Consider the following 10,948-nt stretch of genomic DNA (forward strand, 5'->3'; position numbering starts at 1 on the left):
ACGATGAACGAAGAAATTCAACTCAATGTCCCCTTTTTACGCAGACGGGTACCCAACTTAACAACAGCAGCACGATCTGTTGGATTAAGACCTGCTACAGTATCTAATTTATGCACAGGGAAAATTCCTATTGGGCGAGCAGAAGTGCGCACACTAGCCATACTGGCCTCCTTGGCGAACTGCACAATGGACGAGTTAATTATCCGAGGCAGCGGAGGCGGGATGTTAGAGACAGGAATCAAGAGCCTGGACCTGTTTGCTCCGTTAGTCCGCGGCGGCACAATTGGGCTGGTAGCTCGTCCCGGTATGGGGCAGCTTGTCTTGCTTCAGGAATTAATGCATCGATTGAAGCCGCTTGATATTGCCACTGTATTCTGGGCGCCTAAGGTGCGGGACAAAGCGATAGAAGAGGTTATAACAGAGGCTGAGGTCACTTGTCAGACGCTTGATGAAGTGTACAATTCCGTTGTTTCTCTTCGTGAAGAACGGGATGTCCTGCTAGGTGCGGATCGGGAAGTCGTCATTTCCGGGGAATGGTTCACATTGCAAGAAAAGCTGAAGGAATCGGGCTCCAGGCACGTCACGCTTATTCTGGTGGATACCCGCGGGGAAGCGGTCGATGAAGAGTCCCCATACGGGCCTCTTGATACGTTATGGAGGTTTGATATGGATCTGATCGGTCGCGGGTATTACCCTGCAATTGATCCTATTTACTCCACCTCTGTCTTATCCGAGGGAGCATACCTCGATACGGCCCATATTACTATCCAGCATAAGGCCAAGAAGTTGCTTCGCCGATATCGGGAGCTCCGCTCACTGGTGCTGGCGCGCGGAATAGCGAAGCTCCCGGAAGCCGAGGCATCCATCTATCGGACGGGAGAAAGGCTGGAAGCGTTTCTTACGCAACCCTTTTTTATAGCAGAGCCTTTTACAGGACGGCCGGGGAATTGGGTACCATTTATGGATACATTGGATGGTGTTCGTCGTATTCTGGAAGGTGCAGCCGACAAAGCGGAGCCTGCTGAGCTTACTTATATAGGACGTTTGGAACCAACATCTACTCTCTCATAAACGGCGAACTCGTATTTATAAGGATTGTCCTTGTCTGTGAGTCCCGGCTCTCGTCTAATTTCAGACCATTCAGACCAGTCAAGAGGCGAGAAATAAGTATCTCCTTCGAATTCATGGTCGATATGGGTGACATAGAGCCGGTCAGCATAGGGCAACAACAGCGCGTAGATTTCTGCACCCCCCATAACGAATAACGTCTCATTCCGGGCTAATCGCAGAGCTTCTTCTATGGTATGTATGACGGTACATCCTTCTGCTTTGAACTGAGGATCGCGTGTAATTATAATGTTGTGCCGGTTAGGAAGCGGTTTTTTGCTTAGTGATTCGTATGTTTTTCTCCCCATTAGGACAGCATGTCCGCTAGTATTCCGTCTGAAATAAGCCATTTCCGCAGGTATCCGCCACGGCATGCCGTTATCCCGACCAATCAGGCTGTTGCGATCCATGGCCCATATCATGTAAATCCCCTGTTTGACATCACTCATATTTAAATCTCCTTACTCTTCGATATGTTATTTTAGATATCGTTGCTTTTCTGTTCTCATTCGCCCAATCATTCCCTATTCGAACCTCGTTGTCTGTCCAATACCGTCATGGTGCCTGTTCTGGTACGATCCTCTTTGTGTGTTCTAGCCACCTTTTCAGAGGACCATGTACTCTTACATTATAGCAGGTAGAGATGATTGTAGGTAAGGGCCGAGGGTAGTAGCGGGATTTCCTGTTACTCTCTATGCACGAGGTCTGTTTTGTATTACGATAAGAAAAGCTGTGCTAATAACCCCGACCATGGTCTAGGAATACGACCGACTGGGGTCCGTACCTTAAAGAGCGATTATTCGATACAATAGAGACAGATCCTAGAAGAGGGGATGAACATCCATGACCAAATTATATAGATCGCGCACGGACTCCAAGCTGTTCGGCTTGTGCGGCGGATTAGCCCAGATGATCAATGTGGATTCCACGCTGCTGCGTGTCATTGTAGTCGTGACTGCCTTTTTTTCCGGAGGCACTGTAATACCGCTTTATTTCATAGCTTGTCTAGTCATACCTAAAGAACCGGATTTTGACTTCCCTGGCAGTCCGGGTCAAGGTCCTTATGCGAATGGTCCTTATTCGAATTCAACGTCGAGAAACAATGGATATTATGGACAAAGCTTTGGGCAAAGCTCGAATACCGGGTCGTTTCATTCCAATCCAGGTCACTCTACGGGGTACCAACCGGGTGGATCCAATCAACAAGGCTATCAGACTCAAGGTTCTCAAGAAGGGCAAGGTTACAGAGCCCCTCAACCTACTCCGCCGAGTTATGGACCAAGCGCTCCGTCAGGACAGAACGTGCCTCCCAAAGAATCGACCGTCGATGAGATGATGAGGGATATGGAGAAGAAGATGCTGCAACGAGAAATTGATGAGCTGCGTGCAAAGGTCGCTCAATACGAACAGCAGAAGACTCGTCCTGGCAATAACGAAGAAAGCTAGCAGACCGGTAATGACTAAGAACGAATGCGTGAAGCCTTTGGTATCCAAATTTTTTGGGTGTCGATGGCTTTTTTTTGCTGTAAAATATTGACTACGAACAAATGTTTGGTATAATGGAAATAAGAACAAGTGTTCCTAATTTGAGAGGGGTGCGTATATATGATGGCTAGTAAGATCAGATTCATTGAAAGAGATTATTATCGGAAGGTAATGCTTGATAACAGTGAGTTTATGACTAATAATCAGGTTGAGAGGATTCTCGACAACGCGGTAACCCCATGGGAAGATTTGACCTTTAAGTTTTTTGACAACGGCACGCTTGAGATCATCGACAACAATACGGAGCAGGTTGTTCCGATCAGCGAACTTCGCGGTGCTGCATATGACTTCTATGTAAGGGAAAGAATCCGTTACATCCGTTTACACCTTCAGGCGAAGATTCTACAATCCGCTTAATCATATACTGGAACGTACCATAAGGAGCAGAAGCAGGGAGGTTGTACAACTCGGTGCTTCTTTTCTATTAGAGTTAGAATTGTTAAGAATGGGATATTTGACACCCCTAACGGACTGTCTTAGACTGAGATAATAAGACCAACTACAAGTGAGGTAGTCAAGTTGAGGATCGATATTAGCCGTTGGAAGCATGTATTTAAGCTGGATCCTGATCGGGACATTACGGATGAAGCTTTGGAGCGGGTCTGCCTCTCCGGGACACATGCTATTATAGTAGGAGGCTCTACAGGCATAACGTTTGAGAATACGGTCGATCTTCTTGCGCGAGTTCGCCGTTTCGAACTTCCTTGTGTGTTGGAAATATCGGACTTGGAGGCGATCGTCCCAGGATTCGATCTGTACTTTATTCCTATTGTTCTGAATGCTGCCGATCCCCGGTGGATTGTAGGCAAGCACGTCGAGGCAATCCGTGAATATGGCCCGATGATGCATTGGGAACAAGTAGTAGCGGAAGGGTATGTCATTCTGAACGAATCATCTTCGGCAGCGCAGCTGACGGAAGCGAATTGTGAGTTAGAGGCAAGAGACGTAGTTGCCTATGCAAAACTATCAGAGCGACTGTTCCACCTCCCTGTTTTCTATATGGAGTACAGCGGGACTTTTGGAGATATGGAGCTAGTGCGACGTGCAGCATCTGCTCTCGAGAAGGCTCGATTGTTTTACGGCGGCGGTATCGATAGTCTCGACCGAGCACGCTTGGCTGCACAAGCAGCTCATACGATTGTGGTGGGCAACATTATTTATGAGCATTTAGAGAAAGCGCTAGAAACCGTTCAAGCTATACAAGAGAGCACCCATGAATCCGGTAAGAACGGGGCATAATCAGATTAGAAAGGTTGTTCTTCCTATGAATCCTCCCATTGACATACATGAAGCAGTTTCCAAGTTAAATCCACAGCAACAGAAGGCAGTACAGGCTGTTGAGGGCCCTGTCCTGATCATGGCCGGAGCGGGCAGCGGCAAGACGAGAGTGTTGACGCATCGTATCGCTTATCTGATCGCAACTCGCAAAGCGGCTCCATGGAGCATACTGGCTATTACATTTACGAACAAAGCCGCTCGTGAGATGCAAGAACGAGTCTCGAAGCTGGTTGGTCCTTCCGCAGGCGACATCTGGGTCTCGACCTTTCACTCCATGTGTGTACGCATCCTGCGCAGAGATATAGAACGAATCGGATATTCGTCCAACTTCACCATCCTGGATTCGACTGACCAGCTCTCTGTAATTAAGAATTGTATGAAGGAACTGAACATAGACACGAAGAAGATAGAACCGAAGGCCGTCCAAGCGGAGCTAGGGAATGCTAAGAACGAGTTGATCACCCCGGACCGCTATGAGCAGAAAGCCGGAAGTGATTATTTCTTAAGCCGTTGCGCGCAAGTTTACAAGTTGTATCAGAAGAAGCTGCGCAGCAACAACTCGCTTGATTTCGATGATCTTATTATGAAGACGACCGAGTTGTTCAAAGAGGTTCCGGAAGTATTGGAATTTTATCAGAACAAGTTCCAGTACATTCATGTGGACGAGTATCAGGACACGAACAGAGCCCAATATATGTTATGCAAAATGCTTGCGGACAAGCATCATCGCATATGTGTCGTAGGGGATTCTGACCAATCGATCTATCGCTGGCGGGGGGCGGATATATCGAACATCCTGAATTTTGAAGAGGATTATCCGGAATCGACCGCTGTATTTCTAGAGCAGAATTATCGGTCCACATCGAACATTCTGGATGCGGCTAATGCGGTCATTAACAACAATACTGGCCGTAAGCCGAAGAAGCTATGGACGGACAAAGATGGCGGCGATAAGCTTAAGGTATATTTGGCCGATACTGAACATGCAGAAGGATATTATGTAGCGAACGAGATTATTCAGAATCGCAATCGGGGAAGATCCCACTCGGATCACGCCGTCCTTTATAGAACGAATGCAATGTCGCGGGTGATCGAGGAAATTTTCATTAAATCCGATATTTCGTACCAAATTGTCGGCGGTATCAAGTTCTACGATCGTAAAGAAATCAAAGATATATTAGGGTATTTACGGCTTATTTCCAATCCCGATGACGATATAAGTCTTAATCGGATTATCAACGTACCTAAGCGGGGAATAGGTGACACCACCGTAGATAAGCTGGCGGAAGCAGCCGGAAGCCGCGGCATTTCGATATTCAGCGTGCTGGGGCAAGTGAATACGTTGGATCTAAGCGCCCGATTCAAGGGTTCCCTTACCGAATTCTACAACACGATGCGCAACCTCCACGCGATGGTTGAATACTTGTCTGTTACCGAGTTAACGGAGAAGATGCTGGAGATGACGAAGTATCGGGAAGAGCTGCAACGCGAGAATACGATTGAATCCAGATCCAGACTGGAGAACATCGACGAGTTCCTGTCAGTAACGATGGAGTTCGAGAAGCGCAATGAGGACAAGTCGTTAGTTAGCTTCCTGACAGATTTAGCGCTTATTGCGGATATTGACTCCGTTGATAAGGATGAAGAAGCCGAGCAGGACAACGTGATTCTGATGACGATGCATAGCGCCAAGGGATTGGAATTCCCCGTAGTCTTCATTGTGGGCATGGAGGAGGGTGTGTTCCCGCACAGCCGGGCTTATGCCGATAACGAGGAGCTGGAGGAGGAGCGGCGCCTCGCCTATGTCGGCATCACCCGCGCCGAGAAGCAGCTGTTCTTGACCTGCGCGAGGTCACGCACCCTGTATGGAAAGACGACGGCGAATGCCCCGTCGCGTTTCCTGAAGGAAGTGCCCGAGTCGCTGCTCGAATGGGTTGGCGCCGGAGGGCGCGAGGGCGGCTCAGCAGGCTACGCCGCCACAGGCAGCTACGGCGGCGGCTACAGCCGCGCCGGCAGCCCAAGCGGCGGACCCGCCGCCGGGAACGGCGCCCGAGGCACCTACGGCTACGGCTCCGCCTATGGCGCGAGCGGCCAGCCGGCCGGCAGCTTCGGCACCGGCGCGTCCGCTGCGGCGCGCGGGGTCGCCTCGGCGCCTAGCGGCACCCGCGCGGGCGCCCCTGGTGGTGCCGGCGGCGGCCCGGCACCGGCCTTCGGCAACGGAGACAAAGTGTCCCACGGGAAGTGGGGCACTGGGGTGATCGTTGCCGTGAAGGGCAGCGGCGACGACATGGAGCTGCAGATCGCTTTTCCCGCGCCTGTGGGCGTGAAGCGTCTGCTCGCGAAGTTTGCGCCGATTACGAAAGTGTAAGGGACTAGATTTATCATGAACGAGAGGAACGTGATTGATTTGTCAGAAGCGATGGAATCATTGGACACGCTCAGCAGCATGAAGCAGCTAATCGAGGAGATTAGCCGACATAATCACGCTTATTATACATTAGACAAGCCTTCTATCAGTGACAAGGATTACGATGCGTTATATGACAGGCTCGTTGCAATGGAACAGGTAACCGGGATTGTTCTGCCCTACTCTCCTACCCAACGTGTAGGCGGAGAGCTGTTGGATGGGTTCGCACCGCACAGACATCGGGCAAGGCTGTGGAGCTTGGATAAAGCTCAGAATGTCGAAGATCTGATGACATGGAATGCTAGAGTGCACAAGCTCGTGAATGACTTCAACTCGCGTAATCCGGATCATCCGCTGCCGGAGCCTTCCTATGTCGTGGAGCTGAAGTTCGACGGCCTGTCACTCAACCTTACGTATGACGGCGGGCAGCTCGTTCAAGCGTCTACTCGCGGGAATGGAGTAGTCGGGGAGGGAATCCTTGCGCAGGTGAAGACGATCAAGTCTATCCCGCTGGAGATCCCTTTCAAAGACGGCCTGTTCGAGGTTCAAGGTGAGGGCATGATGTTCCTCTCTGTACTTGAAGAGTACAACAAGACCGCGATCGAGCCTCTTAAGAATGCTCGGAATGCAGCAGCAGGAGCTCTGCGTAATAAGGATCCTAAGACGACTGCAGAACGTAAGCTGAATGCCTTCATCTACAATGTGGGCTATTCTGAAGGAGTAGAGTTCGCCAATCATGAAGAAATGGTCGGTTTTCTGATCGATAATCGCTTCAAGGTTAACCCGTATATCCGATTTCTGAAGACGATCGAGGAAGTTGCTGCTGAGCTGGCAGAGCTGGAAACGATTCGACATACATTCGATTACTTGATTGATGGCGGCGTTGTGAAACTGAATGATATGCGCACGCGAGAAGTGCTCGGCTATACAGATAAATTCCCCCGTTGGGCGGTAGCCTTCAAGTTTGAGGCAGAGGAAACGACTACGATTCTTGAATCCGTATCATGGGAGATCGGACGCACCGGCAAGCTTACCCCGGTAGCTACGGTTGAAGCGGTTGATTTGGCAGGCGTTACGGTACAGAAGTGTACATTGAACAACATCGGAGACATTGAACGCAAACGGCTTAAATTTGCTTTGGGTACCTCAGTATTCATCCGCCGATCTAATGATGTAATTCCTGAGATCCTTGGGAAAGTTACGGATGAAGACGATGGCGGTGAGATTACCGTTCCTCAAGTATGTCCTGCGTGTGGATCGGAGCTCGAGCAGCGCGGAGCTCATCTGTTCTGCCCGAACCGATTAGGCTGCAAGCCGCAGATGATTAGCCGCATTGCGCATTTTGCATCACGCGATGCGATGGACATAGAGACGTTCAGCGTTATGACGGCCGAACAGCTGTATGATGAGCTCGAAGTCCGTGATCCGGCCGATCTATATGATCTGCAGTACGAGGATTTGATTAAGCTCGGGCGTACCGGGGAGAAAAAAGCAAGGAAACTGGTGGAAGCATTCGAAAAGAGCAAAGGGCGCGATCTTCCTTCCTTCTTGTTTGCTTTGGGCATACCCAATACAGGAAAGACTACTACAAAGGTCCTGGCGGAACATTTCGGAAGCCTGGATAACCTGTTAGCCGCTACTGTCGAAGAACTTACGACCTTGCCTGATATTGGGGGGATTGTCGCCGATAGTATCGTGTCATTCTTCACCGATCCTGTTATGCGCAGTAGTGTTGAACGGATGCGGGCCGCCGGTATTAATCCGATCATTGAGCGCTCTTCAGCGCCGATCAATACGGATAATATTTTCTACGGAAAGACTGTCGTACTCACCGGCACCTTATCCACGATGAGCAGGGACGATGCGGCTAAGAAGCTCGAAGCGCTTGGCGCCAAAGTAAGCGGCAGCGTGTCCAAGAAGACTGATTTCGTCATCGCAGGTGAAGCGGCTGGTAGCAAGCTGACCAAAGCGCAGGAGCTTGGAGTTCGCATCATTGATGTTGAGGAAGAATTGAGACAATTGCTAGAGGGAGTTTGATCGTCAACGATTAGTTAGTATAGAAGGCGCCGTTCATTAGGAACGGTGCCTTTTGCGTTCAAAGACGCGGCCTTCCTATATTTAATCTAGCCGAATCCTTCTTTTTCAAGTAAAATATACGTGTTGCATACAGGTAGTTTATAAAACTAGGGGTGTGAACTTATGGGCTGGGAAGCAAGCAAGTCTACAGAGAAGGAAATTCCGTGGTTTGAGAAACCACTACGCATTTTGGATTTTATACCTCCAGGTCCGGGGCAATATGAGAAGGTTGATATTGCTGCAGAAATGAAGCATAGGGCTGAGCTTGGGTTTAATGCAGAGCATTTGGAGGTAATGGACATTGCGACTGGCGCCTCGAATATTTTTTATTTCCGTTCGGGTGAAGCGGTTGAGCAACGCAAGGATTTACTTGAGACCTACACGCAAGAATGCAGACGCAACAATATTCATTCCTTTGTGTATGTGAACGTGCATTGGGCAGCAGACAATGTGGTTGCCCTATATCCTGAATGGGTAGAGCGGAATCCCGACGGTTCTATCATTCCGATCAGCTATGGGGTCGGAGCATATCATTGCGTGAACAGCAGCTTCAAGGAATCTACCGTTCGTGTTGTGCAGGACTTGGCTCAATACGACATTGATGGTATTTTTCTCGATGGACCGATTTTTAACGAAAAAGGCTGCTTCTGCAGCGCATGTACTAGCAAGTTCAAGCCTTTGTACGGCTATGAGCTGACAGATGAGGTCTTCACAGACCGTAAGAAATTCATCGACTACATTCAGTTCAAAAAAGACTCCATTGCCGAATTTGTCCGTGACTGCTATGTTGCCCTCAAAGAAGTAAACGAGAACATGGTTCTATATATGAACAGTGTCGGCTTGAACCCGAACAAGCATTGCAGCCGAGATAATAACTTAACGATTCGTTACCAGGATATACTTGGTGCAGAGGGCGGATTCTTGGGCGGGAACTTGACGCAGCTTCCTATATTCAAACCGGGTCTGTCCGCGAAGCTATTGGAAACCCAAGCAGACGGTAAGCCTACGGTCATTTTTATTGCTGGCAGAATGGGCGGCGGCTGGAACCGTATGTTGCTTTCACCCGTGGAGACTGAGATTGTCCATGCTGAATCCGTAGCGAATGGCGCTAGCACCTGGTACGGTGTATACATCGAGAATTCCTACGACCCACGTATGCAGACCGTTCAGAACTTATATCGTTTTCTTGAGGATAATGAAGCTTACTTCACCAAGACCCAATCTGCAGCGCGTATAGCGATGGTTTGGTCGTATGCCACAGGCAACTACTATCACTCCTCTTCGGAAGAGACAGACTTTACTGCAGCCAAAGGCAGAGTGGAGGCCGATGAGAAGTCAGATGCGCGAGCGTCGCTAGTTGGCTGGTATGATATGCTGAAGCGCAATCAGATCGTGTTCGACTTAATTGATGATTACTATACCGAGCATAAAGATCTCAGCAAGTACGAAGTTCTTATTCTACCTAATATAAGCTGTATGTCCGATCAGCAGATTCACAAAATCAAACAGTTCGTAGAAAACGGTGGCAAGCTGATCACTACCTTCGATACTTCTATGTATGACGAGCTTGGGGTAAGACGTGAGAAGCTAGGATTGCAGGATGTGTTAGGCATCGAGCAGGTTGTCCGTAAAGAGTTATTGAAAAAAGATCATATTCAAGTAGAGTCAGAAGATGTGTATTTGAAACAAATCGACGATTCCTTTATCCCAGCTCCTTACTATAGTATGTATGTGGAGCCAACTTCACACGCGGAGTCCCATCTCAGCTATCGCGAGAAAATGAAGTCTGTCTATGCGGACGTGCCCGATGCTCTCCCTTACCCAGTTGTGATCAAGAATCAGTATGGTCAGGGGCAGTCTCTGTATGTTGCTGGTACGATTGGACAAATGTATCATGACTTTCATCTAATTCCTTTTAAAAGAATGGCAGCCAATCTGATTGATGACCTAACTAGCCGCGATGTAATTATAGAAGCAGAAGTGGATTCCGTGAATATTGAGCTTCGAGTCAAAGGGAACCAACTCCTGTTGCACATGATTAACTATACAGGCGGGATGGCGCGGCCAATTGATAGCATTGTGAAGCTGCGAAATGTAGGAATAAGAATGCTTCGGCAAGTACGATCTGCGAAGTCTTTGCGGACTGGTGTTGAACTTGTGGTAACTAACGAAGCAGCCGGATCTTCCCTTGTACTCCCAGAGTTAGGTGTATATGATGTCATCGTAATGGACATGATTTAAACTGGATATTATTACAAGAAAAAGCAGCTCAATAAAAGGGTTGCTTTTCTATTTCAAACCTGTTAATATAAGTTCTTGTGACCGACAAACTTCGATAAATTATGCGGGCTTGCCGGGACTAAAGTTCCTTGAAAACTGAACAAATCAATGACGAATGATAGCACTGATATTGTGCTTTGCATTACAAGCTAGACTCGTTTTAAGAGCAAGTCAAATTTCTACCTTTATGGAGAGTTTGATCCTGGCTCAGGACGAACGCTGGCGGCGTGCCTAATACATGCAAGTCGAGCGGAT

Annotated in this window: 8 protein-coding genes and 1 rRNA gene; 8 read left to right on the forward strand and 1 reads right to left on the reverse strand. The window is 48.7% G+C overall.

All coding sequences use genetic code 11. The features are described 5' to 3' along the window. Positions 1-3 precede the first annotated feature (3 nt). Positions 4-1,071: a P-loop NTPase family protein gene (locus AC58QD_RS25095; protein WP_497337761.1), complete on the forward strand. Its 1,068-nt coding sequence runs from the start codon at positions 4-6 to the stop codon at positions 1,069-1,071. Here the strand turns inward: AC58QD_RS25095 and AC58QD_RS25100 are convergent. Next, complete coding sequence (locus AC58QD_RS25100; protein ID WP_497337762.1) at positions 1,032-1,556, reverse strand: dihydrofolate reductase; 525 nt, start codon at positions 1,554-1,556, stop codon at positions 1,032-1,034. The genes AC58QD_RS25095 and AC58QD_RS25100 overlap by 40 nt on opposite strands. A 394-nt stretch (positions 1,557-1,950) precedes the next feature. On the opposite strand from AC58QD_RS25100, the gene AC58QD_RS25105 reads away from it, so the two are divergent. The 7 genes from AC58QD_RS25105 to AC58QD_RS25135 all read left to right on the forward strand — a co-directional run. Then, entirely contained in the window at positions 1,951-2,553 is a 603-nt protein-coding gene (locus AC58QD_RS25105; protein WP_497337763.1) for a PspC domain-containing protein, read from the forward strand. A 159-nt stretch (positions 2,554-2,712) separates the two neighbouring features. Next, positions 2,713-3,009, forward strand: coding sequence for a hypothetical protein (locus AC58QD_RS25110; RefSeq protein ID WP_497337764.1), 297 nt, complete (start codon positions 2,713-2,715; stop codon positions 3,007-3,009). A gap of 162 nt (positions 3,010-3,171) precedes the next feature. Then, positions 3,172-3,891 carry a heptaprenylglyceryl phosphate synthase gene (gene pcrB, locus AC58QD_RS25115; RefSeq protein ID WP_497337765.1) on the forward strand — a complete coding sequence of 240 codons (720 nt, stop codon included), beginning with the start codon at positions 3,172-3,174 and terminating at the stop codon, positions 3,889-3,891. A gap of 25 nt (positions 3,892-3,916) precedes the next feature. Next, complete coding sequence (gene pcrA / locus AC58QD_RS25120; protein ID WP_497337773.1) at positions 3,917-6,298, forward strand: DNA helicase PcrA; 2,382 nt, start codon at positions 3,917-3,919, stop codon at positions 6,296-6,298. A gap of 15 nt (positions 6,299-6,313) precedes the next feature. Then, the gene (gene ligA, locus AC58QD_RS25125; protein WP_497337766.1) at positions 6,314-8,374 is read left to right on the forward strand and encodes an NAD-dependent DNA ligase LigA; all 2,061 of its coding nucleotides are present in this window, start codon (positions 6,314-6,316) and stop codon (positions 8,372-8,374) included. Between the two features lie 162 nt (positions 8,375-8,536). Next, complete coding sequence (locus AC58QD_RS25130) at positions 8,537-10,654, forward strand: beta-galactosidase trimerization domain-containing protein (RefSeq protein WP_497337767.1); 2,118 nt, start codon at positions 8,537-8,539, stop codon at positions 10,652-10,654. 223 nt (positions 10,655-10,877) lie between these two features. After that, a 16S ribosomal RNA gene (locus AC58QD_RS25135) occupies positions 10,878-10,948 on the forward strand; the annotation flags it as partial.

The organism is Paenibacillus sp. J2R1T-4, from assembly GCF_059692235.1.

What these genes read in the sequence shown, in the direction of transcription:
- AC58QD_RS25095 (WP_497337761.1), top strand. Translation starts at nt 4, where the DNA reads ATGAACGAAGAAATTCAACTCAATGTCCCCTTTTTACGCAGACGGGTA.
- AC58QD_RS25100 (WP_497337762.1), bottom strand. Translation starts at nt 1,556, where the DNA reads ATGAGTGATGTCAAACAGGGGATTTACATGATATGGGCCATGGATCGC.
- AC58QD_RS25105 (WP_497337763.1), top strand. Translation starts at nt 1,951, where the DNA reads ATGACCAAATTATATAGATCGCGCACGGACTCCAAGCTGTTCGGCTTG.
- AC58QD_RS25110 (WP_497337764.1), top strand. Translation starts at nt 2,713, where the DNA reads ATGATGGCTAGTAAGATCAGATTCATTGAAAGAGATTATTATCGGAAG.
- pcrA (WP_497337773.1), top strand. Translation starts at nt 3,917, where the DNA reads ATGAATCCTCCCATTGACATACATGAAGCAGTTTCCAAGTTAAATCCA.
- ligA (WP_497337766.1), top strand. Translation starts at nt 6,314, where the DNA reads ATGAACGAGAGGAACGTGATTGATTTGTCAGAAGCGATGGAATCATTG.
- AC58QD_RS25130 (WP_497337767.1), top strand. Translation starts at nt 8,537, where the DNA reads ATGGGCTGGGAAGCAAGCAAGTCTACAGAGAAGGAAATTCCGTGGTTT.